Origin of the sequence: Pseudonocardia sediminis (assembly GCF_004217185.1) — a bacterium.
Lineage (GTDB): Bacteria > Actinomycetota > Actinomycetes > Mycobacteriales > Pseudonocardiaceae > Pseudonocardia > Pseudonocardia sediminis.
In genome coordinates, this window is sequence record NZ_SHKL01000001.1 from 2947969 (window position 1) to 2974161 (window position 26193).

Genomic DNA, 26193 nt, shown 5'->3' on the forward strand with positions numbered 1-26193 from the left:
TCGACCGGCCGGGCGTGCTCGGCGCGTGCGCGGCGACGAGGAACGGATGCTTCCCGAGCTCGAGGACTGGTTCGCGCGGCGGACGTGGCAGGACCCCCGGTGGGACGCCGCCTCCCTGGTCGCCGCCAAACGCGGCCGCACGGTGTCGGTCGTGCTGCCGGCGCTCGACGAGCAGGAGACGGTCGGTGCGGTCGTCGCCGCGGTCGTCCCGCTCACCCGCGGACCGTCACCCCTGGTCGACGAGCTGGTCGTGCTCGACTCCGGCTCGACCGACGCGACCCGGCGGATCGCCGCCGACGCCGGAGCGCGGGTCGTCACCCGGGAATGCGCACTGCCCGGCGTCGAGCCCCGTCCGGGCAAGGGCGAGGTGCTGTGGCGGTCCCTGGCCGCCACGACCGGCGACGTGATCGTCTTCCTGGACTCGGACCTCGTCGACGTCGACACCCGGTTCGTCACGTCCCTGCTCGGTCCGTTGCTCACCGATCACGGGGTCGAACTGGTGAAGGGGTTCTACCGGCGGCCGCTGCGGCTCAGAGGAGCGCAGGCAGATCGGACACCGGCGCTCGAGACCGCCGAGCTGGAGACCGGGGGCGGGCGGGTGACCGAGCTGCTGGCCCGGCCCGTGATCACCGCGCTGTGCCCGCGCCTGGCCGGGATCGTCCAGCCGCTCGGCGGGGAGTACGCGGCGACCCGCGAGCTGCTGGAGTCGGTGCCCTTCGCCGCCGGCTACGGCGTCGAGCTCGGCCTGCTGATCGACGCCGAGCGCAGCCGTGGCCTGGACGCGCTGGCCCAGGTCAACCTGGGTGTCCGCAAGCACCGGAACCGGTCGTTGCTGCAGCTGGGTGTGATGTCGCGGCAGATCCTGGCGGCGGTACTGAACCGGGTTCAGGTGCCCGACTCGGGCGGGTCGATCGTGCAGTTCACCCAGCTCGGAGGGGAGTGGCTGCCGACCGAGCACCCGGTGGAGACCCGCGACCGACCGGCGATGCGCGAGCTGCTCAGCCGGCCCGCTCCAGGGTGATCGGCTCGCCGTGCGGGGTCGCGTGGGCGGCCCGGTGCCAGGCGTCCTCACGTGCGGCGATGTCGTCGGCCGAGGTCAGACCACGAGTGACGACGACGAGTTCCAGCGCGGTCAGCCAGCTCGCGTAGTACTCGCGGTCCGGCTGGGCACGGACGGCCGCGGCCAGCTCGTCGGCGAACTCGGGCCAGGCGAAACGACCCTGTTCGTGCAGCGCGACGGCGAGGGCGAACGCCTGGGCGTGCCACGGCTCGGCGAACACCGGCTCCGGCGGTGGACGGTCACGCGGCGGGAGCTCGGACGGCGGGTCAGGCCGGCTCAAGGTAGCTCTCCCACGCGTCCACCGAGACCTCCACCGACGGGTCCGCGGCCTCGCCCCACAGCTCGGTCCCGGCGAAGCGGACGGTGTAGAGCCACTCCGGGTTCTCGCCGCCCCCGTGCGCGTTGGTGTCCGGCAGGACGTGCGCGCCGTGCACCAGCTCGACGGTGCCGCGGTGCCCGCGCACGTAGCGGGGCAGGCGGGTGTGGCCGCCGGGGTGGATGTTGCGGGCCCGCACCGCCTGCCCGACCGCGAACGCCGGGGTGCCCTCCGCGCGGCGTTCGGTCGGGGCGCCGCGGGCCAGCACCCGGGTGACGGTGCCGGGGGAGACCGCGGTGACGCCGTCGTCGCCGGGTCGGTGGGCGCGCCCGTCGGCGAGCTCGTCGGCGCCGACGAGCCCGTGCGCGACGAGCAGCGACTCCAGGGCGTCGAGCCAGATCCGGTAGTACGCCGAGGTCAGGTACGTCGCGGGCGGGCGGTTCTCGCGGACGTGCCGCGACTCGTCGAGGGTCCAGCGCCCGAGCATCGCCCCGGCGAGCGTCACCGCCATCGCGCGGCGCTCCCAGTCGGTGTGGAACACCGGCTCGTCGACCTCGGGGACGACCTCGCCGAACCCCATCGTCCCGCCGAGGTCGTGCGCGCCGTTCACGACCGCGCCCCGACCGCCGCGGGCTCGTCCGCGAGACGGACGCCGATCATCGCGTCCCGGGTGACCAGCTCGGCGAGGCGTTCGGCGTCCCAGCCCTCGGTGCCGGCCGGGCGGCGGGGGACGACGAGGTAGCGGATCTCCGCGGTGGAGTCCCACACCCGGATGCGGGTGTCGTCGGGGAGCACGGTGCCGAAGTCGGCGAGCACGGCGCGGGGTTCGAAGACGGCGCGGGCCCGGTAGGCCGAGGACTTGTACCAGGCCGGCGGGATGCCCAGTACGGCCCACGGATAGCAGGAGCACAGCGTGCAGACGACGAGGTGGTGGGTGCCGGCGTCGTCGAACACCGCCACCATGTGCTCGCCCTGACGCCCGCCGAGGCCGAGCTCGGCGACCGCGGAGGTGGCGTCGGCGGCCAGACGTGCCGCGTAGTCCGGGTCGGTCCAGGCGCGGGCGACGACCCGGGCGCCGCCGTGCGGTCCGATCCGCGTCTCGTAGGCCTCGACGATCTCGTCGAGCGCCTCGCGCTGCACGTAACCCTTGTCGACCAGGATCGACTCCAGCGCCCGGACCCGGGCGTCCATCGGGCCGAGCTCGCTGTGGTCCGGGTGGTTGTGGTCCGGGTGCTCGTCCGGCACACCGGCGGACGGTTCGTGGTCGGCGTCGCGCACGGTGGGGACGCTACCGGCCGGACCGCCCGGTGGAACGCCGATTCTCCCAGGCGTACGGCTCCTGTGCGGTCGGCTTTCCTGGGCGTTCGGCGGGGACCGGGCCCGTCCGCGTCGACAGCGGGCGTTGTTCGCCGCACACTGTTGATGCAATAACTAGGCAACAGCAGATGAGGTGCGGATGTCCCACGACGACGACTCGACCGGCCGCTGCGAGTGCGGATGGGAGCGGCACGCGCAGGCGTTCCGCTGGTTCCCCGAGATGGGCCCGCCGGTCCGCGCCCACGGGGACGAGGCCCGGCACCGCGACGACGTCGTCCCGCGCGCGACCCGGGTGACCGCCCGCGCCTGAGGCCCCGTCCGCGCCCGGTACCCCGTTCGCGCCGGTACCGCTTTCGAGCGGGCACCCCGGCCGGTCGGTGTCCGGACCGGGTGGGTCTGATGGGGACATGGCGTACGCGGTGGCAGCGGTCGGGGTCGTGGTCGGCGACGACGGGCGGGTGCTGGTCGTCCAGCGCCGCGACAACGGCCGGTGGGAGCCGCCCGGCGGTCACCTGGAGACCGGTGAGACCCCGGCGCAGGCCGCCTGCCGCGAGGTCGAGGAGGAGACCGGCGTCCGGGTCGAGGCCGGGCCGCTGACCGGCGTCTACACCAACGTCGTCCGCGACATCGTGGTGATCGCGTTCCGCTGCCGCGCGGTCGGCGGTGCCCCGCACCCGACCGAGGAGTCGCAACGCGTGGAGTGGTGGACCCGCGACCGGGTGGTCGAGGCCATGCCGCCGGCGTTCGCGGTCCGCGTCACCGACGCCCTCGACGCCGCCCCGGCCCCCTCCCGCGCCCACGACGGCCACGACCTCCTGCCCGGATGACCCCGGCGACGTCCCGCCCCGGCTGAACGAGAGCTCCGTTCGTGCGGCCCGGCTGGACGAGAGCTCCGTTCGTGCGGCCCGGCTGGACGAGAGCTCCGTTCGTGCGGCCCGGCTGGACGAGAGCTCCGCTCGTGCAGTCAAGTGGCTGAGCTGGCCCGGCCCGCGGCCCGCGATCTCGCTGGTCGAGAGCTCCGTTCGTGCGACCCGGCTGGACGAGGGCTCCGTTCGTGCAGTCATGTGGCTGAGCTGGCCCGGCCCGTGGCCCGCGATCTCGCTGGTCGAGAGCTCCGTTCGTGCGACCTGGCTGGACCAGAGCTCCGCTCGTGCAGTCATGTGGCTCAGCGGGCCCGGCCCGTGGCCCGCGACCTTGCTGGGTGGGAGCTCCGTTCGTGCGACCTGGCTGGACCAGAGCTCCGTTCGTTCACCGGTCCGGTCCCGGTGCGTGAGCGCATTCACCGCGTTCCGGCTCGGGGTGTGCGCGCCGGCGATGGCAGGCTCGGTGCGGTGAGTACGCCGGACGAGACGTTCCCCCCGCCCACCGAGCTGGCCGCGGCCGCGAACGTCGGAGCGGAGGCCTACGCCCGCGCCGCCGCGGATCCCGAGGCGTTCTGGTCCGAGCAGGCGAAGCGGCTGGAGTGGACGAAGGAACCGGCGCAGGGTTACGACGGCTCCGCGTTCCCGGACGTCACGTGGTTCGCCGACGGCACCCTCAACGTCGCCCGCAACTGCGTGGACCGCCACGTCGAGGCAGGCGGCGGGGAGAAGGTCGCGCTGCACTTCGAGGGCGAGCCCGGTGACATCCGCACCGTCACCTACGCCGACCTGCAGGCCGAGGTCTCGCGCTGCGCGCACGCGTTGACGGAGCTGGGCGTCGGCCGGGGCGACGTCGTGGTCGTCTACCTCCCGGTGCTGGTCGAGACGGTCGTGGTGATGCTGGCCTGCGCCCGGATCGGTGCCGTGCACTCGATGGTCTTCGGCGGGTTCTCGGCGAGCGCGCTGCGGTTCCGGGTGACCGACGGCAGCGCGAAGCTGCTGGTCACCACGGACGGGCAGTACCGGCGCGGGAAGTCGGTGCCGGTCAAGCCGAACGCCGACGCCGCCGTCGACGGGGTCGAGTCGATCGAGCACGTCCTCGTCGTGCGCCGCACCGGCGACGACGTCGACTGGACCGACGGCCGCGACGTCTGGTGGCACGACGTCGTCGACCGCCAGCCGTCCGAGCACGCGGCGGAGGCGTTCGGGGCCGAGTCGCCGCTGATGCTCGTCTACACCTCGGGCACCACCGGCACGCCGAAGGGCCTGCTGCACACCATGGGCGGCTACCTGACGCAGGCGTCGTGGACGGCGTGGGCGTGCTTCGACCACAAGCCCGACGACGTCTACTGGTGCACCGCCGACCTCGCCTGGGTCACCGCGCACACCTACGAGGTCTACGGCCCGCTGTCCAACGGCGTCACGCAGGTGATCTATGAGGGCACCCCGGACTCGCCCGCGCCGGGCCGCCACTTCGAGATCATCGAGCGCTACGGGGTGACGGTCTACTACACGGCACCCACGCTGGTCCGGACGTACATGAAGTGGGGCGAGGACGTCCCGGCCGCGCACGACCTGTCGTCGCTGCGGCTGCTCGGCTCGGTCGGCGAGGCGATCAACCCGGAGGCGTGGCGCTGGTTCCACCGCGTCATCGGCGGCGGCCGGTGCCCGATCGTCGACACGTGGTGGCAGTCCGAGACCGGTGCCGCGGTCGTCGCGCCGCTGCCGGGCGCGACCACGCTGAAGCCCGGCTCGGCGACGCACGCGCTGCCCGGGCTCTCGGTGCGGGTCGTCGACGACCACGGCCGCGACTGCGACCCGGACGAGGGCGGCCTGCTGGTGATCGACCGTCCGTGGCCGGCGATGGCCCGCACGGTCTGGGGCGACCCGGAGCGTTTCCGGCGCAGCTACTTCGAGAAGTTCGCCGACCAGGGCTGGTACACCGCCGGCGACGGCGCCCGGATCGACGCCGACGGCTACGTCTGGCTTCAGGGCCGCGTCGACGACGTGATGAACGTGTCCGGGCACCGCCTGAGCTCGATCGAGCTGGAGTCCGCGCTGGTCAGCCACCCGCGCGTGGCCGAGGCCGGCGTCGTCGGGGCCCCGGACGCGACGACCGGGCAGGCCGTCGTCGCGTTCGTGATCGCCGCGGGGGAGGCGACGCCGGGGGAGGACCTGAACGCGGAGCTGCGCGCGCACGTCGGTCGCGAGCTGGGACCGGTGGCGCGTCCGCGGGAGGTGATCGTCGTCGAGGAGCTGCCCAAGACCCGCTCCGGCAAGATCATGCGCCGGCTGCTGCTGGACGTCACCGCCGGCCGCGAGCCGGGGGACACCACGTCCCTGGTGGACCCCGACGCGTTCACCCGCCTGGCGAGCGGCTTCCGCGACCGCTGACCGGCGCGGCTCCGCACGGGCACCGCCATGACTTCGCACGCAGAACGGTGCCCTCGCACGGGGAATGTCACGTGCGAGGGCACCGGTTCGGCTGCGAGGTGGGGATCAGGCGATCCGGCGGAGCTTCTGGATGACGAGCTCGCCGTCGAGCAGCTCGGGGATGAGCCCGACGAAGCGCTGCAGCGGCGGGGTCGCGAGGTGCTCGTCGAGGGCGGCCTCAGAGGTCCAGTTCTCGTAGAAGAAGAACACGCCGTCGTCGTCGGTGCCCTGGTTGAGGTCGTAGTTGACGCAACCCTTCTCGGCCCGGGTGGGCTCGATCAGCGCCTCCAGCTCGCGGCGCAGGTCGGCCTCCTTGCCGGGCTTCGCCTTCATCCGGGCGATCACGGTGAGCAGGTCGCGGTTGTCGTCGGTGGGGGTGGCCATCGGTGGTCCTCCTGGTGCGGGGAAACGGATTGCGATCACTGGATACCACGGACCGGCTCCTGTGGCCGGGCTGCCGAGGCACGCGTCCGCCGGTAGGTTCGCCCGCATGATCGAGACTCCGGACGGCGCCGGGACGACCGAGATCGCCACGGGCATGGCCGAGGCGGCGCGGGCGTGGCTGGAGAGCCTGGACGCCGAGCAGCGGAGCACCGCGACCGGGCACGCACCGGTCGCCGACGACCCGGACGGCGAGGGCCCCGACGCCGAGCGCAGGCGCTGGTTCTACACCCCGACCGACCACGGCGGGCTGACCTTCCACGAGCAGCGCCCGCCGCAGCAGCGCGGCGCGATGAAGCTCGTCGCCTCCGGGCTGACGCGCGCCGCCTACGTCACGGTCTCCACGGTGATGGGGCTGGAGAACGTCCTCGACCACACCGAGGGCTTCGTGACGATGTTCGACCGCACCCGCGGCCGCGACCCGCACATGTACTACCTGCGGGTCTTCGGCGAGCCCGGCCCGACCGGGGCCTGGGGCTGGCGCTTCGGCGGGCATCATGTGTCGCTGAACTTCCTCGTCGTCGACGGCGTGGTCGTCTCCTCGACGCCGTGCTTCCTGGGCGCCGACCCGGCCACCTCGGACCTGCTCGGCGGGGTGTCGCTGCGCCCGCTCGGACAGGTCGAGGACCTCGCGCGCGATATCGTGCGCTCGTTGCCGGCCGACCTCGCGTCGCAGGCGGTGCTGCTGGACAAGGCGCCGCCGGACCTGGAGGCCGCCAACCGGACCACGCCGAAGGCCGGTGACCGGCACATCCCGCTGGCCGGGATCTGGCGCGCCCCGTTCGCCGACCCCGTCGAGCAGGCCAAGCTGGACAAGATGAGCGACGGCATCGAGGAACGCGCCGGGCTCACCGAGGACGACCACCGGGCCGTCGAGCTGTCCGACGAGCCCAAGGGCGTCCCCGCCTCGGCGCTGGACGCCGGGCAGCGCGAGCAGCTGCGCCTGCTGCTGGGCACCTACCTGCAGCGTGTGCCCGAGGCGCTGTCACCGATCGGGCGCTACGCCGACGACGCCGCGCTGGACGCGGTGCACCTGGCCTGGGCCGGGCCGACCGAACCCGGTGCGCCGCACTACTACCGGGTGCAGGGCCCGCGGTTGCTGATCGAGTGGGACAACACCCAGCGCGAGGCGAACCACGCGCACTCGGTGTGGCGCGACCCCACCACCGACTTCGGCCTCGACGCCCTGACCCAGCACCGGGCCGCGCACCACAGCTGAGCGGTCCGCCGGCGGGGCCGGCGCGGGGTGATCAGTGCGGGGTGATCAGTGCGGCGTGATCAGCGCGCCGGGGTGGGCGTTGCCGCCGGACGGGCGGCGGACTCCGGCGACGACGCGGCCCGCTGCGCGCTGTTCTCGGACGGGGCGCCCTCCGGGGGAGCGGACGCCGGCGCGACGCCGGCCGCTGCGGGAGCGTTGCGCCGACCGGCCTCGGGTGTCGGCGCGTTGTTCCCGGTCCCGGACGGGCCCCGCTGCCCGGCACCGGACCGGGTACCGGGGCCCACCACACCCGGCTGGGCGGGGTCGGGACCGGGGTCGGGCGTCGGGGCCGCGCTGCTGCTCGACGGTGCCCGGGTCGGGACCGGCGCGGCGGGCGCGCTGCTGCGCGGCTCCTCGCGTTCCGAGGTCACCGGTGCGCGGGTCGCCGTGCGGCGCGGTGTGCTGCTGCGCGACGACGTCGTCGGTGCCGGCTCCGCGGTGGTCGTCGTCGGCGGGGGCGTGACCGGTGCCGGAGCCGGGAGGGCGGACGTGGTCGCGGGGGCGGCGGGTGCGGCCGCGGGGGTGTCGCGGGAGGCCTGCCAGACCGCGGCCGTGGCACCGCCGGCGGCCAGGACGAGCACCCCGGCGACGGTGCCCAGCACGAGCCCCTTGCGCCGTCGTCGCGGGAGGGGACGGGCCGCCGTCGCCGGTGTGCGCTGCGGGCCGTGGTGCATGCGGGTGCGTTCGGTGGGGCCCGGGACGTGCGCGGTGCTGCCCGCGACCGTGTCGCCCGGGTCGCTCCACGCCACGGTCGTGACGCCGGGCAGCCGCATCGCCTGGGTCGCGACGCCGTCGACGACGGCCCCGAGCCGGTCGGTGATCTCGTCGGTACCGGGCCGGCGCGCCGGGTCCTTGGCCAGCATCGCGACGATCAGGCCGGTGAGCGGCGGCGGTCCGGCCGGCTCGGTCACCGGCTCGGTGCGGATGCGGTCGACGTGCTCCGGGTCGTCCTCACCGGGCTCGCGCGGGAACGGCGCCTGCCCGGTCAGCGCGGCGTACAAAGTGGAGCCGAGGCCGTAGACGTCGCTGCGCTCGTCGATCGCGCGGGTGTCGCCGAGCGTCTCGGGTGCCGCGTGCGCCTGCGTGAACCCGGCCGCCGTGGCGGTGCAGTGGTCGCGCAGTACGGCCAGGCCGAAGTCGGCCAGGACCGGCGCCCCGCTGGAGCGCAGCAGCACGTTCTGCGGGGTGACGTCGCCGTGCAGGACACCGGCGGCGTGCGCGTAGTGCAGTGCCCGGGCCAGCGTCAGCCCCAGATCGGCGACGCGGTCGGCGGGCAGCGGCCCGCGCACCGACACCAGGTCGGCCAGCGAGCCGTCGCAACGCTCGGAGATCAGGTACGGACGGCCGTCGGGGAGCACGCCGGCGTCGTAGACCGTGATGATGTTCGGGTACTGGTCGAGACGGCCCAGCGCCCGGCACTCGGCGCGGAACCGGTCGGCGGCCTGCTCGTCGTCGAGGCTGACCCGGAACACCTTCGCCGCGACCCACCGCTCCAGGTGGATCTGCCGGGCCAGGTAGACGTCGGCCAGCCCGCCCTGCCCGAGTGGCGAGAGATCGGCCAACCCGGGGAGCTCTGGGATCCCGGACGTCACCCGGAAAGCCTAACGGCCGGACCCACCAACTCCCCGTAGGTGAATCCGACCGTGTGTCGGGAAGGTCAGACCGCCGGTACCGGCTTGCGGCGGGCGAACTCGGGCGCCCGCTCCGGGCGGAACCCCACGCCGATCAGGTAGGCCGGGACGACCCGCGCCGCGGGGACGCGCCGCATCAGCTCGATCATCGGTGCGGGCGGGCCGTCGAGCCGTCCCTGCAGCGCCGGCACCGCGATCGCCTTGTGCATGAGCCGCTGCAGGCCCTGGACCAGGACCGTCGGCAGCAGCCGCCGGTTGCGGACCTGGGCGACGTCGCTCGTGGTCAGCGTCCCCTCGCGCAGCGGCCCGGCCAGCTGTGTCGCCGCGGCCACGGCGTCCTGCACGGCGAGGTTGATCCCGACGCCGCCGATCGGCGACATCGCGTGCGCGGCGTCGCCGATGCAGAGCAGGCCCTCGGTGTTCCAGCGGCGCAGCCGGTTGAGACGGACGTCGAGGTGCTTGACCTCGTCCATCGACGTGATCGCGTCCATCCGGTCGGCGAACTCCGGGACCAGCTCGGCGACGTCGGCGCGGAACGCCTCGAGCCCGCGGGCGCGCAGCTGCGCGTCGGTGCCCTTGCGGCCCAGGTAGGCGATCTGGAAGTAGCCCTCCCGCGGGATGACGACGGCGAAACGACCGTCGCCGATCCGCGGGGACAGCGCCGACGCGGTCTCGTGCGCGTGGCGGGGCAGGCGGAACCACCACGCGTCGATCGGCACGTCGTACTCGGTCACCGGCAGGCCCGACTCGGCACGGAGTACCGAACCCCGTCCGTCGCAGGCGACGGTGAGGTCGGCGTGCAGCTCGCCGGTGCCGCCGTCGGCGGTCCGGTAGCGCACGCCTGCGACGTGGCCGTGCTCGCGGACGACGCCCGTCACCTCGGTGTCCATCCGCAGGGTGAACGTCGGCTCGGCCCGTCCGGCGTCGGCGAGGAGGTCGAGCAGGTCCCACTGCGGGACCATCGCGATGTAGGGGTGCCGGACGTTCAAGCGGCGCAGCTGTGCCAGGTCGCCGAACACCTGCATGGTCTGCCCGCTGTCGACCGGGAACGCGACCTCGGTCAGGCGGCTCTGCGGCAGCGCGTCGAACCGCTCGCCGAGGCCGAGGTCCTCGAGCAGGTCCAGCGTCGTCGGGTGCACGGTGTCGCCGCGGAAGTCCCGCAGGAAGTCCGAGTGCTTCTCCAGCACCGTCACCTCGACGCCGGCGCGGGCCAGCAGCAACCCCAGCATCATCCCGGCGGGTCCGCCGCCGACCACGCAGCAGGTCGTGTGCTCCATCTCCACCATCTCCCCGTTATTCATCACGTGATGAATTCAATGGGACGAGTGTGCTCCCGGCCCGTTCACGGCGTCAAGCCGACGGGCTCAGGGGTGTGTGGTCCCGACATGTGCGGCGCGGCGGAAGTCCTGCAGCGTCCGCGGGCCGGCCGGGCTCGTCCACATGACCTGGGTGAGCAGGACGGATGTGACGTCGTGCTCCGGGCAGAAGCGGGCGAGCTCTCCGGAGGCACCGAGAACGCGGTGTCGGACATCCGAGCGGGCGCAGGACGCGCTCGTCGAGCACCTCTTCCACCGTCGTGCCGGCCGCGCGGGAGACCGGGACGCCCCGGGAACGGTGCCCGCGTCGACGTGCCGGGCCAGGACCGAACGGATGTCGGGACGTGCGGTGGCGAGCACGGCGGCCTCGGGGGAGTGGTCTACGTCAGGGCGGACCGTCCCCGTGGCCGCGACTCATCGGCGGGCTCTACGGCTTGCGGCCGACCCCGCCGGCGATGCAGCGCTGCGCCGGGGCGAGCGGCTGCAGCTGCGGGCCGTCCGGCCACCACGTCGCACACGGCACGACGCCCGGCTCGACCAAGTCCAGGCCGGGGAACATGCCCTCGATCTCGGCCTGGGTGCGGAAGCTCCCGCTGCCCATCGGGCTGTGGATGAAGACCTGCTCCATCCGGCGGGCGAGGTCGCTGTCCTCGTTCTCGGGGTCGAAGAAGTGCGCGAGCACGACGTAGGAGCCCGACGGCAGCGCCTCGACGTACTCGGCCATGATGTCCTGCGGCGACCGGGCCGGGTCGGCGTAGTGGTGCAGGGTGCCGTTCTGGATCAGCACGAGGGGTTCGGAGAAGTCGAGGAACGCCCGCGTGGCCGGGTCCTCGAGAACGCGACGCGGGTCGAAGATGTCGGCCGGGCTGAACATCGTCCGCTCGTTGTCCTCGAGCAGCGCGCGCCCGTGCGCGATCACCGACGGGTCGTTGTCCACGTAGACGATCCGGGCGTCGGGCTGCAGGCGCTGCACGACCTGGTGGGTGTTCTCGGCGGTCGGCAACCCGGAGCCGCAGTCGAGGTACTGCGTGATCCCGGACTGGGTGGCGAGGAAGCGCAGCGCCCGGATCAGGAACGCACGGTTGTCCACCGCGAGCAGCTCGACCTCCGGGGAGACCTTGCGGACGGCCTCGATCGTCTCGCGGTCGGGCGGGTAGTTGTCCTTGCCGCCGAGCGCGTAGTCGTAGACCCGGGCGATGCTCGCCTTGGTGGTGTCGATGTAGCTGGGGACGCGATCGTCCGTCGGGGTCTCGGCCATCGTCGTCCTCACGTCGTACCGTCCGGTGACGGGCCGTCACCGATCGTTGATCAGCGTAGCGGTGACCCGTGAGCGACGGCCACGGTCGTCCGGGGCGGGCGTCCGCCGTCCGTCGCAGGTGATCAGGACGCAGACACGCGCGGTGACCGCGGTGTACGGTCTGACAGCCCGGTGACCGCCCCTGGACGGCCGTCGGGCGCGATCATGCCGCGACCGACAGTGCAGGAGCCCCCGTGGCCTCGAACCCGTCGCAGGAGACCCCGGCCGACGACGACGAGCTCAACGACACCGGACCCACGGCGCGCCGGATTCTGCTCGGAGTACACCTCAAGCGGTTGCGCGAGCGCGCGGGCGTGTCCCGCGGTGACGCGGCGTACCACATCCGCGGCTCCGACTCGAAGATGAGCAGGCTGGAGGCCGGCAAGGTCGGCTTCAAGGACCGCGACGTCGCCGACCTGCTGACCCTCTACGGCCTGCCCGAGGGGCCGGAGCGTGAGCACGTCCTGGGCATGGCCTCGCAGAGCAACCGCAGCGGATGGTGGCAGCGCTACAACGACGTCATCCCGAGCTGGTTCGAGGACTTCGTCGGCCTGGAGAGCGCCGCGTCCCGGATCCAGACCTACGAGCTGCTGTTCGTCCCGGGCCTGCTGCAGACCCCCGAGTACGCACGCGCCGCCGTCAGCGGTGGCCGTCCCGACGTCGACGACCCGGACGTCGAACACCGCCTGTCGCTGCGCCTGGGGCGCCAGCGTCTCCTGCAGCGCCGCGACGGGCCGACGTTCTGGGCCGTCCTGGACGAGTCGGTACTGCACCGGCCGGTGGGCGGGCCGCGGGTGCTCAACGCCCAGATCGACCACCTGCTGGAGCTGGCGTCGAACCGGTCGATCGTGCTGCAGATCCTGCCGTGGGGCCTGAGCGGCTACTCCGCCGAGCACGCGTTCACGATGCTGCGATTCGCCGAGGCGGAGCTGCCGGACATCGTCTACCTCGAGGAGCACACGGGGGCGACCTACCTCGACCGTCGTGCCGACGTGGAGTCCTACACCCGGGTGATGGACAGGCTCACGATCGACGCCCTGACACCCGATCAGACCAAGCAGCACCTGGCCAAGGTGCGCGCCGAGCGCTGACAATCACCCGCCCGTCGTAGACGAACGGTCTCGGTCGGCTCCCGTCGTCCCCGGCTGTTAGCTTGTGCACGACCGAATGTCGATGCATATGCAAGTGGGGTGGGCGTTCGCATGGCTCAGATGCAGCGAGCAGATGACGGCCGCGACGAGCTCGCGTGGCGCAAGAGCCGTCGCAGCGGCTACCAGGGCAACTGCGTCGAGCTGGCGACGACCGACGGCTCCGCCCTCCTGGGCCGGGGCGAGGTGGCGATGCGCAACTCGCGTGAGCCGCACGGCGCGATCCTGGCCTTCTCCGCCTCCGGGATGGCCGCGTTCCTCGGGGCCATCAAGAACGGCGAGCTCGACGACCTCGCCTGACGACGGCCCCGGCGCGCGCAGTCGCCCCCGCGCGCGCCGGGTGCTCAGGTCCGGGGGCGTGCGTCCGCTCCGGCGATCAGCCCCAGCATCGGTGCCGTCCGCATCGGGACCACCTCGACCATCGAGATCACCGTGCTGGAGCGGACGACCCCGGTGCAGCCGAGCAGGCACCCGGTGACGCGGTGCAGGTCGGCGTTGTCCGCGGCCACCACGCGGACGTGCAGGTCGCCGTCACCGGTGATGGCGTGCATCTCCAGGACCTCCGGCACCGCGCGGATCTCGGCGATCGTGGCCGCGGAGTCGTTCTGGTCGATCGCCAGCGTCAGGAACGCGAGGACCGGCATCCCGGCGTGACCGGGCCGGACCCGGACGCTGGGCGGGGCGAGGGCGCCGTCGGCCTCGAGTCGGCGCAGTCGTGACTGGACGGTGTTGCGGGCCAGGCCCAGCCGCTCGGCGAGGGCGACGACGGTCGCGGCCGGGTCGTCGTCGAGGGCCAGCAGGATCCTGGCGTCGGTCCGGTCCAGGGGACGCATCGTGACCACTTCCGCTCTGCCGTCCGGCGTCGGATGACGCATCCTGCGCAGTCTCGAAGACGAGTATTGCGCAGAACGATGTGTCGGCGTGTCCTGGGGCCATGCTGACCGTTGCGCAGTACCTCGCCCGGCGACTCGGCGAGCTGGATGTCGAGCACCTCTTCGGGGTTCCCGGCGACTTCAGCCTGACCCTGCTCGACCACCTGCTGGCCGAGGGGCGCCAGGAGTGGGCCGGGTCGCCGAACGAGCTCAACGCCGGGTACGCGGCCGACGGCTACGCCCGGACCCGCGGGATGGCCGCGATGGTCACGACGTTCGGGGTCGGCGAGCTCAGCGCGATCGACGCCGTCGCGGGCGCCTACGCGGAGAACGTGCCGCTGGTCCAGATCACCGGTGCCCCGCCGTCGGCGCTCGCCGAGCGGGGCGCGCTGCTGCACCACACGCTCGGCGACGGCGACTTCGGCCGCTTCGCCCGCGCCTACGCCGAGGTCACCGCGGACGGCGCCGTCCTGACCGCCACCGACGCGGCCGCCCGGATCGACGAGGTCCTGGCCACCGCGGTGCGCGAGCTGCGTCCGGTCTACCTGGCCGTGCCCGTCGACGTCGCCACCGCGCTCGTCCCCGAGCCGACGGCACCGCTGCCCGGTCCCCGCGTCGACGCGCCGGCCGTCGCCGAGTTCCGCCGGGCGGCCGCCGCCCTTCTCGCCGACGCGCACAGTGCGGTCCTGGTCGCCGGGCACCTGGTGGAGCGGACCGGCACCGTCGGCTCCTTCGCCCGGCTCGTCCACGCGGCGGCGTCACCGGTCGTCACCCTCACGTCGGGCCGCGGCGCGGTCGACCCGGCGTCGCCGCACTTCGCGGGCGTCTACTGCGGGGCGATCGGGGCCAAGCGTGCCATCCTCGCCGTCGACACCGCCGACGTCGTGATCGAGGCCGGGACGCTGATGGCCGACGCCGTCACCGGCATGTTCTCCCACCGCGACGACCCGGCCCACACGATCCACCTGGGCGTGCGCACCGCGACGGTCGCCGGACGGGTGATCGACGGCGTCCCGTTCGCGACCGCGCTGGAGGTCCTGACCGGACTGGTCGACGGCGACGCGCTGCGCCGCGAGCTGCCCGACTCGGCGCCGGAGGGCCCGGTCGCGGGGGAGACCCTGGACCAGGCGACGCTCTGGGCGCACCTGCAGGACTGGTTCCCGAGCGGGCACCGCCTGGTCACCGACATCGGCACCTCGTCCTGGGGAGCGGCCGGGATCGTCCTGCCCGCCGGCGCCGACGTCGTCGCGCAGCCGGTGTGGTCCTCGATCGGCTACGCGCTCCCGGCGAGCCTGGGCTGTGCCGTGGCCGACCCGTCCCGCCGCCCGGTCCTGGTGATCGGCGACGGCGCCGCGCAGATGACGGTGCAGGAGCTCAGCACCGTCGCGCGGCTGCCGCACCCGCCGATCGTGGTCGTCGTCGACAACTCCGGCTACACGATCGAACGCGCGCTGCAGAGCCCGCAGGCGGTCTACAACGACGTCGCGGCGTGGGACTGGTGTGCGCTCGCCCGGGCCTTCGCGCCGGGGGTGGACATGCTGACGTCGCAGCCGGGGACGCCGTCGGAGCTGGACGCGGCGTTGTCCGGGGCGGCTTCCGACCCCGGTCGTCTCGCGGTCCTGCACGTGCGGACCGGCCCGCTCGACCTCCCGGCCGGCCTGCGTGGACTCGCCGACCGCTACCAGGGGCGCTGAGGACCCGGCGTCCACGTGGGAAAGATCGTTCCCGCCCCACCCGGACGGCCCGGGCGTGTAGGAAAAGGATCGTGAGCCCGAACGGACACGACACCGAGCCCGCCCGCGCCACCGCCTCCTACGAAGGGGCGGCGCAGCACTACCTGTCCCCGCAGCGCCGGGACCCGGTGAAGGTCGGGTCCGAGGAGCCGGTCTCGCGCCGGATCATCGCCCGCGCGCTGTCGTGGCTGGAGCTGCCCGAGGACGCGCCGGTGCGGGTCCTCGACGTCGGCAGCGGCACGGCGGACGGGTTCTCGCTGCTCACCGCACCCGACGAGGACGGCGTCGTGGTGCTGCCGGAGTCCCGCTGCCGCTACGTGGGCCTCGACGTCGACCCCGAGATGGTCACCACCGCGTCCGCCGTCGTCACGTCACCGCAGGCGTCGTTCGTCCTCGGCGACGTCCGCGACGACCTGCCCGACGGCGAGTTCGACCTCTACCTGTCCTGCGGCGTCCCGTACTCGCATCTCACGACCGGCGAGCTGGGCGAGGCGCTGGAGTCGGTGCTGGGGTCGATCACCGCCTCCGGACGGCGGGCGGTCGTCATCGTCGACGTGCTGGGCCGCTACTCGGTGGAGTGGCGCCCGCGCTGGCACCTCGACCGCTGGGACTACGCGATGAGCTTCTTCGCCGGCGGCGGCGAGCACATCGAGGAGCCGATGACGTTCTACGACCGCCCGTCCCTGGACCGGATCGTCACCGACGCCGCGGCCGCGACCGGCGCACCGATCACCCGGCGCGCCTTCACCGACCGGTCGGTGCTCCTCGGGCGGCACACCGCGACCGGCACGTTCCACCCCGAGGTCCCGCGCTTCCGCAGCCTGGTCAACGCCCTCGTCCGTGACCCGGGCGACGTCCGCGCCGAACAGCTGCGCTTCAGCCCGGCCGTCGACGGCGCCCCGGAGCCGGTCCTCGCGCACCTGGCGTCGTTCGCGGGGCGGTGGAACGCCGCGCTGGAGCCCTACGCCGGTCGCGCTCTGTCCGCGGCCGACGCCGCCGCTCTGGCGGGAGAGCTCCTGGCCTGCGAGCGCGACGCGGCCGACGCCGGTCTCGGCGTCGGCCACTCGTTCACCGCGACACTGCTGGTGGAGCCCTACTGACGGTTGCGGTGGTCCGACAGCGGCGGGAAGCGGTGCGGCGCCTCGTCGTGCTCGAACATCGACGCCGCCGGGCCGACGATCAGCGGGTCCGGCGCCGTCGCGATCTCCGGGTCGCGGTTCGGGTAGTCGAACAGGCTCAGGACGTGGCGCATGGCCTCGAGCCGGGCGCGCTTCTTGTCGTTGCTCTTGATCACCGTCCACGGCGCGTCGGCGGTGTCGGTGTAGAAGAACATCGCCTCCTTCGCCTCGGTGTAGGACTCCCACTTGTCCAGCGACGCGAGGTCCATCGGCGAGAGCTTCCACTGCCGCACCGGGTCGACCTGGCGGATCAGGAACCGGGTGCGCTGCTCGTCGCGGGAGACCGAGAACCACAGCTTGACCAGGTGCACCCCGCTGCGGACGAGCATCCGCTCCAGCTCCGGGGTGGCGCGCAGGAACTCCATGTAGTTGCGGGCGTCGGTGAACCCCATGACCCGCTCGACGCCGGCGCGGTTGTACCAGCTGCGGTCGAACAGGACGATCTCGCCCGCACTCGGCAGGTGGGCCACGTAGCGCTGGAAGTACCACTGCCCGGCCTCGCGCTCGGACGGCTTCTCCAGCGCGACGACGCGGGCGCCGCGCGGGTTGAGGTGCTCGGTGAACCGCTTGATCGTCCCGCCCTTGCCGGCGGCGTCGCGGCCCTCGAACAGCACGACGATCCGGCTGCCGGTGTCCTTGACCCAGTTCTGCAGCTTGAGCAGCTCGATCTGCAGCAGGCGCTTGGTGCGCTCGTACTCGTCGCGGCTCAGGCGGCTGTCGTACGGGTAGCCCTCGCGCCAGGTGTCGACCTTCGCGCCGTCCGGGCCGAGCAGCGTCGGGTCGTCGTCGTCGGAGTCGTCGACCTGGTAGCGCGACGGGTCGGCCAGGCGCGGGTCCAGGTGCGCCGGATGTGCGACGCGCGACGTCGGCCAGTCGGTGCTCCCGGAGGCGTCGGTCGGGGTGTCGTGCTCGGCCGGGGTCTCGGGCGTCTCGTCGTCCACGCTGCACAACATGCGCCGTGAGGATGGCCGCAGGCCGACATCCACATGTCGCGCAGGTGATCGGCAGACACCGGTCCGTACGGAAACGGGTGGACCGCCGCGCGGCCACCGCGCAGGATCTCCCCCGATGTCCGACACCACATGGTCCGACGAGCGGACCGAGGCGTTCGTCCGGGACGGCTTCGTCCGCGTTCCCGAGGCGTTCGACCGGGACCTGGCCGCCACCTGCCGCGATCTGCTGTGGGCCCGGACCGGCGCCGACCCCGGCGACCCGTCGACCTGGACCCGCCCGGTCGTGCGGATCGAGGGCATGTCCGACGAGCCGTTCACCGCCTCGGCGAACACCCCGGCCCTGCACACCGCCTTCGACTCGCTCGTGGGTCCCGGACGCTGGCGGCCGCGGCGTGGGATGGGCACGTTCCCGATCCGTTTCCCGCACCCCGGCGACCCCGGCGACGCGGGCTGGCACGTCGAGGGCAGCTACGCCGGACCCGCCGGCGAGATGCGGCTGAACCTCCGCTCCCACGGCCGCGCACTGCTGATGCTGTTCCTCTACTCCGACGTCGGCCCGGACGACGCCCCGACCCGGATCCGCGTCGGCTCGCACCGTGACGTCGCGGCGCTGCTCGCCCCGTACGGCGAGGCCGGCGCGGGGTTCTTCGCCTTCGCCGGCGAGGCCGTCCCGGCGACGGACGGGCACCCGGTCGTCGACGCGACGGGCTCCGCCGGCGACGTCTACCTGGTGCACCCGTTCGTCGTGCACTCCGTGCAGCCGCACCGCGGCACCCGGCCGAGGTTCATGGCCCAGCCGCCGCTGGAACCGGTCGCCGACCTGGACCTCGACCGCCCGGACGGCGCCCACTCGCCGGTCGAGCGCGCCGTCCGCCTCGGCTTCGACCGTCACCTCGATGCCCGACGTCGGTGATCGACCCCATGAAGACGGCGACCAGCCGAGCGTCACGAGATCGTGAGGCGTCGAGCGATAACGTGACGCTCGATGGGCGAGGTTGCCGTCCTCGGACGCGAGCGCCACGAAGGGGTCGTCGAACAACCATTTCGTGACGCTCGGGGGACGTCTCAGGGAGGGATGGAACCCCGGCTGAGCGCCCTGCGGGGCCCACGGCGGTCGGGGGTCGCCGGTCGAGCTAGAGCTGCACGCCCTTCGTGAGGGCACCGTCGACGACGAGGTTCGTCCCGCTGATCCGGCTCGCCCGCGGGCTGACCAGGCTGACCACTGCGTAGGCGGTCTCCTCCGGCGTGCCCATCCGGCCGGTCGGGTTCATCGCGAGGATGTCGGCGAAGAAGTCGGGGGAGCCCTGCTCGGTCTGCTGCCACACGCCGCCGTCGAAGTAGACGTTGCCGGGGGAGACGGCGTTGGCCCGCACGCCCCTCGACGCCAGGTCGTAGGCCAGCCCGGAGACGTAGTGCACCAGCGCCGCCTTCATCACCCCGTAGGAGCCGTCGGCGAAGTCGATCTCGCGGCCGGAGACGCTGGAGATCGCCGTGACCGACGCGGCGTCGCTGCGCTCCAGGTGCGGCAGCGCGGCCTCGACCAGCGCGACCGTGTGCATCAGGTCGACCTGGAAGCTGTTGCGCCAGTTCTCCTCGCCCGGCCCGATCGCCAGCGCGCTGACGTTGGCGACGACGGCGTCCACCTGCCCGAAGTGCTGCGCCGAGGCCTCCACCCAGGACGCGACGGCGGCGGAGTCGGCGACGTCCACCGCCGTCCCGACGACGTCGGCCCCGTTCGCCCGGATCTCCGCCTCGGCCGCGCGCACACCGTCCTCGCCGCGGGCGCAGAACGCGACCCGCGCGCCCTCGGCCACCAGACCCTCGACGACGGCGCGGCCGATCCCGCGCGATCCGCCGGTGACCAGCACGACGCGTCCGGTGAGCAGCATGTCCATGGGATGTCTCCTGGGTCGGGGGTCTACAGGGAGCGGGACTGTTCGCGCAGGTGCCGGTGCACGCCGCCGTACGCGGCACCGGCCGGGAGGAGCCCCTTCGCGACCTTGGTGACCGCGCTGTAGTTGGTGTCCACGACGTTGGCCAGCGGGGACTCCGAGATCTGGGTGAGCAGCTGGTAGGCGTCGAGCCGGTCCAGCCCGTACAGCTCGCCGAGCCAGGCGATCATGCCGATCTGGCTGGCCCGCCAGGCGTCCTCCAGCGGCCGCGACGACCCGACGACGGTGTAGTGCGTGTCGCTCTCGATCCGCGGCCACGCCGGGGCCGGGTTCTCCGGGGACGCCTTGATCAGCTCGACGAGCAATACGACGTCCATCGCGCCCTCGACGGCGGTCCCGCAGCTCTCGCCCTCTCCCTGGCGGTAGTGCCCGTCCCCGACCGAGAACAGCGCGCCGTCGACGTTGACCTGCAGATAGCAGGTGGCGCCGGGCTTCATCTCCGGCGTGTCCATGTTGCCGCCGAACACGTCGGGCACCAGGGAGCTGCGCACCTCACGCCCGGGCGGGGCGACGCCGACGGTGCCGAGCATCGGGTTGCACGGCAGCTCCAGGCGCATCTCGGTGCTCTGCGCCTCGAACAGCACGGTGCCGGCGGCGCGGTCGAGCTGGTAGATCCAGGTCCGCTCGGGCAGCGGGTCGTGCAGCAGCGCGGTGCGGTCGGTGACCGACAGCCCCCCGAAGAACGGGATGAGCGTCGACGCGCCCCAGTCCCGCGCCGGCGTCAGGTCGACGATGTGCAGGGCCAGGGTGTCGCCGGGCTCGGCACCCTCGACGAAGAACGGCCCGGTCTGCGGGTTCACCTCGGCCATGTTCAGCACGTCGCTCGGACGGTCGGTGGTGCGGGTCAGCCGCCCGGAGAACGCGTCCTCGGTCCAGAGCCGCAGGCACGTGCCGGGGGAGATCCGGTGCGTGGGCGCGACGCCGCCGAACGTCCAGGCGTACTGGCCGGGTTCGGGGCGGTACTCGACGACCTGCATCGGGCGATCCTCGTCATCGCGGCTCGACACGGCAAGGGGCCGGTGATCGGTAGCCGGGCGGCGATACGCGACAACGATGTCGCACATCGCCTCCGAGGATCCGATCAAGCGCGCGGGCGTCACCGGACGGCGGGGTCGCGCAGGACCTGCAGGGGCGCCGGGCTCAGTCCTTCGGCGCCGTGGGCTTCACCCGGTCCTTGCTCGCCTCGGCGGCGGCCGCGGTGGCGTTCTTGCTGGTCGCGGCGCGGGAGGCGAGCTCCTTGTAGGTCAGGGGCTTGCGCTCGAAGACGCCCTCGTGCGCGGCGACGGCGTCGCGGTGCTCCTTGTGCTCGGGGTTGTTCGCCTCGAACTCCTGACGCGCCTCGACGGTGCGTCGCCAGTGCGTGATCGTGTCCCGGTCGCCGTTGTTGAGGCCCTCCCAGGACTGCGGGGCCTTCGACATCGCCGGCGGGGGAGTGGCGCGGCCGCGGCCGTGCACCGCGGGCGAGGGTGGGCGACGGGTGGTCGCGCCCCCGCAGGACGGGCAGTCCGGCGCGGGGGAGCTCCAGGACGGGACCATCAGCTCGAAGCGGGCCCCGCAGGCGCAGGCGTAGTCGTACAGGGGCACCGGAATTCTCCTCCGAGTCGTGCGAACCGCGGCCGCGGTGGACGAGAGCGGCGTTCGTCGCGTCGCACGCGACGAACGCCGCACCCGTGCCGGGGACCGCGAGGTGAGCGGGGTGGATCAGGTGTAGGAGTTGCCCGGGCCGGTGCGCAGCTCGGTGATCTGGTTGGCGTCGTGGCCGAAGATGACCTTGGCGTTGGTCTTCTCCTGGATGCCGCGGATCTTCTCGACCGAGGCGAACCAGCCGACCGTGTCGTAGACGATGCCGGCGGCGATCGGCGGCGGGCCGTAGGACTCCGAGCGGTACAGCGAGTCCGAGGCGAAGATCATCGTGCCCTCGTCCTTGAGGTCCACCTGCAGGCTCATGGTGCCCCAGGTGTGACCGGGGGTACGCAGGAGCGTGATCCCGGGGAGGATCTCGGTGTCCTCGTTGATCGTGTCGAGCTCGAGCCCGTCGTAGTCGGACTTGATGTGCGCGCCGAGGTTGTGGCCGTCGAAGGAGAACGCGCCCTCCTTCTCCTTCTCGTCGACGATGATCTTGGTGTCGGTCTTGGCCCACATCTGCGCGTTCGCCGCGTGGTCCAGGTGCAGGTGCGAGAGCAGCAGGTAGTCGATGTCGTTCGGCTCGAGGTTGAGCTGCTTGAGCCGCGAGTCGAGCCACATGTCCTCGGTGGCCGCGTCGACCGGGAAGAACTGGCCCAGCCCGGACGGGGCCCAGCGGGTCTCCCAGTCGCGGGGGACCCCGGAGTCCCAGATCAGCTTCTTGCCCGACGGGTGCTCGATGTAGACGACGTGGGTCGGGACCTCGACCCAGTCCTTCTTCTTGTCCGGCTGCTGGTAGGTCGCCATGCGGCTGGGGTCGATCAGCAGCCAGGTCAGGTCGGCGTGCATGACGCCGGTCGGAAGGATCGTGACCTTGATCTTGTCGGAGTCGGACATCGCTCTCCTCGTCGAGTTGGTATGCCCTGGTGATCGGGGTTACACCGGCCGATGCAGCATGCCGCATGGATCACCGGAGCGACAACCGGACCGCGTTCGATGATCGTCGGCGTCCGGAGGCCCCGCGGGGTGGCGTCGCGTCGTAGGCTCGCCCGATGGCGAGGTACTACGACGTGCACCCGCAGAACCCGCAACGACGCAGCATCACGCAGGTCGTCGACCTCGTGCGGGAGGGCGGGCTGATCGCCTACCCGACCGACTCGTGCTTCGCCCTCGGGTGCTCGCTCGGGAACAAGGAGGGGCTGGACCGGATCCGGACCATCCGCCACCTCGACGACCGGCACCACTTCACCCTGATGTGCGCCGACTTCGCCCAGCTCGGGCAGTTCGTGCAGATCAGCAACGCGGTGTTCCGGGCGGTGAAGGCCTCGACCCCGGGCCGCTACACGTTCATCCTCCCGGCGACCAAGGAGGTCCCGCGCCGGCTGCTGCACCCGAAGAAGAAGACCGTCGGCGTGCGGATCCCGGAACACGCGACCACCCAGGCACTGCTGGCCGAGCTCGGCGAGCCGATGCTGTCGTCGACCCTGCTCCTGCCCGACCACTCCGAGCCGATGACGCAGGGCTGGGAGATCAAGGAGGAGCTCGACCACGTCGTCGACGCGGTGATCGACTCCGGAGACTGCGGCGTCGAGCCGACGACGGTCGTGGACCTCTCCGGCGACGAGCCCGAGATCATCCGCGCCGGCGCCGGTGATCCCTCCCGTTTCGCCGCGTGAGCGCTCCGGTACTGCCCCGGGACGCACTGGTCGGTGTCGCGGTCGGCGCCGTGTTCGGCGTGGCCTGGGTGTTCTGGGGGTCGGGCGGTCTCGCCTCGCCGGTGCCGCTGGTGGTGCGTGTGGTGGCGGTCGTCGTCGCGGTCGCGCTGCTGGTGCGGGCGGTGACGCTGCTGCGGTCCGCGCCGCCGGGTGCCGGTTCCGGGGGCGGCTCGATGTTCGCCTCGCGTGCCTACCGGTTGACGGTGCTGGCCGAGCTGGTCGGACTGTTCGCCGGCAACGTCGTCCTGCAGGCGTTCGGGCTGGCGCAGTACGTCATCTGCTGGACGGCGATCGTCGTCGGCGTGCACTTCCTCGGCTTCGGCCGGGTGTTCCAGCGGCGCTTCTACACCGTGGGTGCGGTGATCCTGGGGATCGGGATCGTCGGCGTCCTGGTGGGGCTGCTCGGCGCGTCGGCGCCCGTGATCGCGGCCGTCACCGGACTGGGGTGCGGGGCGTACTTCCTGGCGGGATCGTCGGCGACGCTGCTGCGCGGTTCTCCCGCCGTGTAGCCCGGGGGACCGTCACCCGCGGTGAGCCGTACGGGTCGGGCCCGGCACACTGGGGGCCGTGCTGACCGCCCCTGAGCAGCAGTCCCCGCCCTGGCCGAGCCGAGGGAAACGGGAACGCGCCGTGCGTCGCGACCGTCTCCCGATCGCCGCCTTCGCCGGGATCCTGGTGGTGCTCGCGATCGGGATCTGGGCGACGTGGAGCACGACGATCGACGACGCGTTCATCACCTACCGCTACGCGCTGCACGCGGCCGACGGGGTGGGCCCGACATGGAACCCCGGCGCCGACCCGGTGGAGGGGTTCACCAACTTCGCCTGGATGGCCTGGCACGTCCCGTTCGCAGCGCTCGGTGTGCCGCTCCCGCTGGTCTCGAAGCTGACGTCGGCGCTCTGCGCGGCCGCGACGGCGTGGATGCTGCTGCGCGAGCCGGCGACCCGGACCGGCAAGGCCACCGCCGTCGGGGCCTACCTGCTGTTCCTGCCGACGTACCTGCACGTCGTCGCCGGTCTGGAGACCGCGGCGTTCGCGCTGGTCCTGCTCCGCGTGGTGGTGCTCGGCGTGCGGGTGCTGCGCGGTGTCGGGGTGCGGGCCTGGGAGCTGCCGGTGCTCCTGCTCGTCGGCGGGATGCTGCGTCCGGAGGGCGCGGTGGCGGTGGTCCCGGCGCTCGCGGTGTGGGCCTGGACGACCCGGTCCGACCGGCGCACCTGGCTGTGGACCGGGGGCGCCGCCGTCGTCGGCGCCGTCTACTTCCTCTGGCGGTGGTCGTACTACGGCCAGCTGCTGCCGAACACGTTCTACGTGAAGTTCGGTCACCTCGCGGCTGGGCAGCGCTGGCTCGAGGTCACCTGCGCCGCGCTGCTGCCGCTGATCGTGCTGGCCGCGTCCCTGGCGCTGCGGCGCGACGCGTGGCGGCCAGGGGTCCTCATCAGCGTGACGGTCGGCCTGACCTACGTGACGTACGCGCTGTCCGGCCCGTCGATGGACTACCTGCACCGGTTCGCCTTCCACGCCGTGCCGGTGCTGTGCCTGGCGGCCGGGTTCGCGCTGGACACGGTGATGCCCCGGCGTCTCGCGGCGGTGGTCGGGGCGGTCGCGGTCGGCTGGACCGCGCTGGCCGGCGTCACCGCGAACGACGCCCGCGTCATCGTCAACTACGGGGTCGACCTGGACCGCGCCCACGCCGCGATCGGGCGGGGCCTCGCCGACGCGGACCTGCCCGTCCCGGCGCGCACGCTGGCCACCTCCGACGCCGGCGCGATCCCCTACTACAGCGACTGGCAGGCCATCGACTACATCGGCCTCAACGACGAGGCGATCGCCCGCGGCGCCTCCCCGACGGACGTGGTCGGTGCCGAGCGACCGACCGTCGTGGTCGTGACGAGCACGAACCCGGTCCCGCCGGTGACCGCGTACGGGCTGGACGTCCCGGCGGCGACCCGTGGCTACGAGCAGGTCGCCGCGGTGCAGATGCGGGAGGACTACTGGCAGCTCGTCTACGCCGAGCCGGAGTGGGCCCCGCGCCTGCGCCCGGCCATCGCCGCCGAGCAAGCACGCTCCGACTCCCGCGCCGACGGTCGCTACGACGAGACCTACTCCCGCTGGCTGGCTCGCCTGTTCTGAGCCGGTCCCTCCGGGCCGGGGTCAGGCGTCGAGCAGGCGCTGCAGCGCGGAGCGCAGGTCCTCGACCGTGGTGGGCCGGCCGAGCAGCGCCTGCAGCAACGTCCCCTCGACGAGCGCGACCACCGCCTGCACACGCCCCGGATCGGCCACGTGCCCGCCGATCATCTCGGCGAGCCGGTCCGCCCACTCCAGCGCGACCGGTGCGAGCTCCGGGCGGCGCGCGGCCATCAGGTAGAGCTCGTACTCCGCGGCCATCAGGGCGTTGCCCGGCACGACGTCCCAGCCGATGATCGACTCGGCGAGGGCCGTCGGAAGGTCGGCCCCCTCGCGGACGGCGGCGAACACCTGGTCCCCGGCCTCGACGTAGCGCTTTCCGGCCCGGGTCAGTGCCGAGACCAGGATGTCGTCGATGTCGGTGAAGTAGTAGGCCACCGAGGAGTGCGCGACGCCGGCCGCCGCGGCGACGGACCGGTGCGTGACGTGCCCGGCCCCGTCGCGGGCGATCACCTCGAGCGTGGCGTCGAGCAGCTTGCGACGGCGACGCTCACCGTGCGCCCGGCGCCCGTCGATCCTGGGTTCGCCGGTGGGGGGCGCGTCGTCGGCCATCAGTGCGCCGCCCCCAGCTCCAGGGCCAGCACGCCGCCGATGACCAGCACGATGCCGCCGATCTGGACGCCGGTCAGGCCGTCGCCGAGGAACACGGCGCCGATGATCGCGACCAGGGCGACCCCGGCTGCCGCCCAGATGCCGTAGGCGACGCCCAGGGGCATGCCCATCTTGAGCACCTGTGAGAGCAGCGCGAACGCACCGAGGTAGCCGATGACGACGACGATCGAGGGGACCAGCTTCGTGAACCCCTCGGACAGTCGCAGGCTCACCGTCCCGGCCACCTCGAGCAGGATCGCGAACGCCAGAAGGACGGCGGCGGGCATGGTCGGACCTCGTTCTCACAGCCGGGAT

General features: G+C 73.0%; 28 protein-coding genes. 13 read left to right on the plus strand and 15 right to left on the minus strand.

What is annotated here, in order from left to right; translation table 11 throughout:
* Positions 1 to 46: 46 nt before the first annotated feature.
* Complete coding sequence (locus tag EV383_RS13785; protein ID WP_130290283.1) at positions 47 to 1021, plus strand: glucosyl-3-phosphoglycerate synthase; 975 nt, start codon at positions 47 to 49, stop codon at positions 1019 to 1021.
* Here the strand turns inward: EV383_RS13785 and EV383_RS13790 are convergent.
* Genes EV383_RS13790 through nthA form a run of 3 tightly spaced genes read right to left on the minus strand, consistent with a single transcriptional unit; the run spans position 999 to position 2567 of the window.
* Entirely contained in the window at positions 999 to 1340 is a 342-nt protein-coding gene (locus EV383_RS13790) for a nitrile hydratase accessory protein (protein ID WP_130290284.1), read from the minus strand. The two genes, EV383_RS13785 and EV383_RS13790, sit on opposite strands and share 23 nt — an antisense overlap.
* On the minus strand, positions 1327 to 1986 hold the full coding sequence (nthB, locus tag EV383_RS13795) for a nitrile hydratase subunit beta (protein ID WP_130290285.1): 660 nt from the start codon (positions 1984 to 1986) through the stop codon (positions 1327 to 1329). The genes EV383_RS13790 and nthB overlap by 14 nt, the downstream gene beginning before the upstream one ends.
* On the minus strand, positions 1983 to 2567 hold the full coding sequence (gene nthA, locus EV383_RS13800) for a nitrile hydratase subunit alpha (protein ID WP_130294391.1): 585 nt from the start codon (positions 2565 to 2567) through the stop codon (positions 1983 to 1985). Before nthA ends, nthB begins: the two co-directional genes overlap by 4 nt.
* A 265-nt stretch (positions 2568 to 2832) precedes the next feature.
* Here nthA and EV383_RS31170 point away from each other — a divergent pair, with 265 nt between their 5' ends.
* From EV383_RS31170 to acs, 3 genes are all read left to right on the plus strand, one after another.
* Complete coding sequence (locus tag EV383_RS31170) at positions 2833 to 3003, plus strand: hypothetical protein (RefSeq protein ID WP_165438342.1); 171 nt, start codon at positions 2833 to 2835, stop codon at positions 3001 to 3003.
* Positions 3004 to 3100: 97 nt separating this feature from the next.
* A complete protein-coding gene (locus EV383_RS13805; RefSeq protein WP_130290286.1) occupies positions 3101 to 3520 on the plus strand; it encodes an NUDIX hydrolase in 420 nt (139 codons plus the stop codon).
* A gap of 504 nt (positions 3521 to 4024) precedes the next feature.
* Positions 4025 to 5947: an acetate--CoA ligase gene (gene acs, locus EV383_RS13810; RefSeq protein ID WP_130290287.1), complete on the plus strand. Its 1923-nt coding sequence runs from the start codon at positions 4025 to 4027 to the stop codon at positions 5945 to 5947.
* A gap of 105 nt (positions 5948 to 6052) precedes the next feature.
* On the opposite strand, the gene EV383_RS13815 is transcribed toward acs, so the two are convergent.
* Entirely contained in the window at positions 6053 to 6370 is a 318-nt protein-coding gene (locus EV383_RS13815) for a putative quinol monooxygenase (protein ID WP_130290288.1), read from the minus strand.
* A gap of 106 nt (positions 6371 to 6476) precedes the next feature.
* On the opposite strand from EV383_RS13815, the gene EV383_RS13820 reads away from it, so the two are divergent.
* Positions 6477 to 7646 (plus strand): DUF3500 domain-containing protein, encoded by a 1170-nt coding sequence (locus EV383_RS13820; protein ID WP_207223523.1) that lies wholly within the window; start codon positions 6477 to 6479, stop codon positions 7644 to 7646.
* A gap of 59 nt (positions 7647 to 7705) precedes the next feature.
* Here the strand turns inward: EV383_RS13820 and EV383_RS13825 are convergent, their stop codons facing one another.
* The 3 genes from EV383_RS13825 to EV383_RS13835 all read right to left on the minus strand — a co-directional run bounded on the left by EV383_RS13825 (position 7706) and on the right by EV383_RS13835 (position 11890).
* Positions 7706 to 9277, minus strand: a complete 1572-nt coding sequence (locus EV383_RS13825) for a serine/threonine-protein kinase (RefSeq protein ID WP_130290289.1) — start codon at positions 9275 to 9277, stop codon at positions 7706 to 7708.
* Between the two features lie 65 nt (positions 9278 to 9342).
* Positions 9343 to 10602, minus strand: coding sequence for an FAD-dependent oxidoreductase (locus EV383_RS13830; RefSeq protein ID WP_130290290.1), 1260 nt, complete (start codon positions 10600 to 10602; stop codon positions 9343 to 9345).
* Between the two features lie 457 nt (positions 10603 to 11059).
* Positions 11060 to 11890 carry an SAM-dependent methyltransferase gene (locus EV383_RS13835; protein ID WP_130290291.1) on the minus strand — a complete coding sequence of 277 codons (831 nt, stop codon included), beginning with the start codon at positions 11888 to 11890 and terminating at the stop codon, positions 11060 to 11062.
* 233 nt (positions 11891 to 12123) lie between these two features.
* Here EV383_RS13835 and EV383_RS13840 point away from each other — a divergent pair, with 233 nt between their 5' ends.
* Both EV383_RS13840 and EV383_RS13845 read left to right on the plus strand, forming a co-directional pair.
* Positions 12124 to 13020, plus strand: a complete 897-nt coding sequence (locus EV383_RS13840) for a helix-turn-helix domain-containing protein (protein WP_130290292.1) — start codon at positions 12124 to 12126, stop codon at positions 13018 to 13020.
* 120 nt (positions 13021 to 13140) lie between these two features.
* The gene (locus EV383_RS13845; RefSeq protein WP_130290293.1) at positions 13141 to 13377 is read left to right on the plus strand and encodes a DUF397 domain-containing protein; all 237 of its coding nucleotides are present in this window, start codon (positions 13141 to 13143) and stop codon (positions 13375 to 13377) included.
* Between the two features lie 44 nt (positions 13378 to 13421).
* Here the strand turns inward: EV383_RS13845 and EV383_RS13850 are convergent, their stop codons facing one another.
* Positions 13422 to 13910 (minus strand): Lrp/AsnC family transcriptional regulator, encoded by a 489-nt coding sequence (locus EV383_RS13850; RefSeq protein ID WP_130290294.1) that lies wholly within the window; start codon positions 13908 to 13910, stop codon positions 13422 to 13424.
* Positions 13911 to 14011: 101 nt separating this feature from the next.
* On the opposite strand from EV383_RS13850, the gene EV383_RS13855 reads away from it, so the two are divergent.
* Positions 14012 to 15643 (plus strand): alpha-keto acid decarboxylase family protein, encoded by a 1632-nt coding sequence (locus tag EV383_RS13855; protein ID WP_130290295.1) that lies wholly within the window; start codon positions 14012 to 14014, stop codon positions 15641 to 15643.
* 71 nt (positions 15644 to 15714) lie between these two features.
* A complete protein-coding gene (locus EV383_RS13860) occupies positions 15715 to 16782 on the plus strand; it encodes a class I SAM-dependent methyltransferase (RefSeq protein ID WP_165438343.1) in 1068 nt (355 codons plus the stop codon).
* On the opposite strand, the gene ppk2 is transcribed toward EV383_RS13860, so the two are convergent.
* Positions 16776 to 17801 (minus strand): polyphosphate kinase 2, encoded by a 1026-nt coding sequence (ppk2, locus tag EV383_RS13865; protein ID WP_423213646.1) that lies wholly within the window; start codon positions 17799 to 17801, stop codon positions 16776 to 16778. The two genes, EV383_RS13860 and ppk2, sit on opposite strands and share 7 nt — an antisense overlap.
* A 127-nt stretch (positions 17802 to 17928) precedes the next feature.
* On the opposite strand from ppk2, the gene EV383_RS13870 reads away from it, so the two are divergent.
* Positions 17929 to 18726 carry a phytanoyl-CoA dioxygenase family protein gene (locus EV383_RS13870; RefSeq protein ID WP_130290298.1) on the plus strand — a complete coding sequence of 266 codons (798 nt, stop codon included), beginning with the start codon at positions 17929 to 17931 and terminating at the stop codon, positions 18724 to 18726.
* 220 nt (positions 18727 to 18946) lie between these two features.
* On the opposite strand, the gene EV383_RS13875 is transcribed toward EV383_RS13870, so the two are convergent.
* The 4 genes from EV383_RS13875 to EV383_RS13890 form a co-directional block, all read right to left on the minus strand.
* Positions 18947 to 19708, minus strand: coding sequence for an SDR family NAD(P)-dependent oxidoreductase (locus EV383_RS13875; protein WP_130290299.1), 762 nt, complete (start codon positions 19706 to 19708; stop codon positions 18947 to 18949).
* A gap of 23 nt (positions 19709 to 19731) precedes the next feature.
* The gene (locus EV383_RS13880) at positions 19732 to 20742 is read right to left on the minus strand and encodes an acetamidase/formamidase family protein (protein ID WP_130290300.1); all 1011 of its coding nucleotides are present in this window, start codon (positions 20740 to 20742) and stop codon (positions 19732 to 19734) included.
* A 163-nt stretch (positions 20743 to 20905) separates the two neighbouring features.
* Positions 20906 to 21349 (minus strand): FmdB family zinc ribbon protein, encoded by a 444-nt coding sequence (locus tag EV383_RS13885; RefSeq protein WP_130290301.1) that lies wholly within the window; start codon positions 21347 to 21349, stop codon positions 20906 to 20908.
* 117 nt (positions 21350 to 21466) lie between these two features.
* On the minus strand, positions 21467 to 22285 hold the full coding sequence (locus EV383_RS13890) for an N-acyl homoserine lactonase family protein (protein ID WP_130290302.1): 819 nt from the start codon (positions 22283 to 22285) through the stop codon (positions 21467 to 21469).
* 155 nt (positions 22286 to 22440) lie between these two features.
* Here EV383_RS13890 and EV383_RS13900 point away from each other — a divergent pair, with 155 nt between their 5' ends.
* The 3 genes from EV383_RS13900 to EV383_RS13910 are packed head-to-tail and all read left to right on the plus strand — an operon-like array spanning position 22441 to position 25233.
* The gene (locus EV383_RS13900; RefSeq protein ID WP_130290304.1) at positions 22441 to 23064 is read left to right on the plus strand and encodes an L-threonylcarbamoyladenylate synthase; all 624 of its coding nucleotides are present in this window, start codon (positions 22441 to 22443) and stop codon (positions 23062 to 23064) included.
* Positions 23061 to 23612 (plus strand): hypothetical protein, encoded by a 552-nt coding sequence (locus EV383_RS13905; protein ID WP_130290305.1) that lies wholly within the window; start codon positions 23061 to 23063, stop codon positions 23610 to 23612. Before EV383_RS13900 ends, EV383_RS13905 begins: the two co-directional genes overlap by 4 nt.
* A 58-nt stretch (positions 23613 to 23670) precedes the next feature.
* Entirely contained in the window at positions 23671 to 25233 is a 1563-nt protein-coding gene (locus EV383_RS13910; protein ID WP_242623084.1) for a hypothetical protein, read from the plus strand.
* A gap of 21 nt (positions 25234 to 25254) precedes the next feature.
* On the opposite strand, the gene EV383_RS13915 is transcribed toward EV383_RS13910, so the two are convergent.
* Together EV383_RS13915 and EV383_RS13920 are read right to left on the minus strand one after the other, a co-directional pair.
* Positions 25255 to 25839, minus strand: coding sequence for a TetR/AcrR family transcriptional regulator (locus EV383_RS13915; protein ID WP_130290306.1), 585 nt, complete (start codon positions 25837 to 25839; stop codon positions 25255 to 25257).
* Positions 25839 to 26165, minus strand: a complete 327-nt coding sequence (locus EV383_RS13920) for a DMT family transporter (RefSeq protein WP_130290307.1) — start codon at positions 26163 to 26165, stop codon at positions 25839 to 25841. The genes EV383_RS13915 and EV383_RS13920 overlap by 1 nt, the downstream gene beginning before the upstream one ends.
* Positions 26166 to 26193: the final 28 nt, after the last annotated feature.